Below are 1,054 nucleotides of genomic sequence, written 5' to 3' on the forward strand. Positions count from 1 at the left end.
CGACTGTGCGGATGGTGCGGGAGGGGGTGTCGTTCTGCTCGGCGATGGGTGCGTCGCCCAGGGCGACGACGTCCGCGTCCCGCCAGGACACGAACACCCGGTCGCCATGGCTCCCGTGCGCGCGACCACCGGCGTTCTGCTGCAGCACCGCGACCCGCGGCCCCTGGTCCAGATCCACGACCAGCCGCACCCCGGAACCGAGATAGATCGCCTCCGCGACCACCCCCGCCGCCGACCGCGACCCCGCCTCCGTCGACGGGCCGGCACCGACGAGCATCTTCTCCGGACGCAGGGAATGATGCCCCGCCCGGCCGAGGACGACCTCGCTGGTCACGTCGTCGAACAGGTTCGAGGTCCCCACGAAATCCGCGACGAACCGGGACACCGGCCTCTCGTACAGCTCGAACGGGGTACCCAACTGCTCGATCCGTCCCGCGCTGAACACCGCGATCCGATCCGACAGCGTCAGCGCCTCCTCCTGATCGTGGGTCACGAAGATGAACGTGATCCCCAGATCGCGCTGGATCTGCTTCAACTCGACCTGCATCTGCTCCCGCAGCTTCAGATCCAACGCCCCCAGAGGCTCGTCCAGCAGCAGCACCTTCGGCTCCACGACCGTGGCACGCGCCAGCGCGACCCGCTGCCGCTGCCCCCCGGAGAGCTGGCTGGGCCTGCGATCGGCGACATGCTCCAGACGCACGCTCGCCAGCGCCCTCCGCGCACGCTCCCGCCGTTCCTTCGCACGGACACCACGCACCCGCAACCCGTACGCCACGTTGTCCAGCACGCTCATATGCGGGAACAACGCGTAATCCTGGAACACCGTGTTCACATCCCGATCGAACGGCGCCCTCGTCGTCACATCCTCCCCGAACAACTCCACCGTGCCGGCCGTGGGCTGCTCGAACCCCGCGATCAACCGCAGCACGGTCGTCTTCCCAGACCCCGAAGGACCCAGCATCGAGAAGAACTCCCCCTCCGCGATCTCCAGATCCACACCATCCACAGCAGTCACAGACCCGAACGCACGCGTGAGTCCGGTCAATCTGATCGC

The 1,054-nt window shown here is 67.9% G+C and carries 1 protein-coding gene; it reads right to left on the reverse strand.

What is annotated here, in order from left to right:
* Positions 1 to 1,054 (reverse strand): ABC transporter ATP-binding protein (locus WFJ01_RS19030; RefSeq protein ID WP_336630048.1); only part of this gene is annotated, 1,054 nt, incomplete at both ends.

It is taken from the genome of Microbacterium sp. MMO-35, assembly GCF_037147555.1.
Classification (GTDB): domain Bacteria; phylum Actinomycetota; class Actinomycetes; order Actinomycetales; family Microbacteriaceae; genus Microbacterium.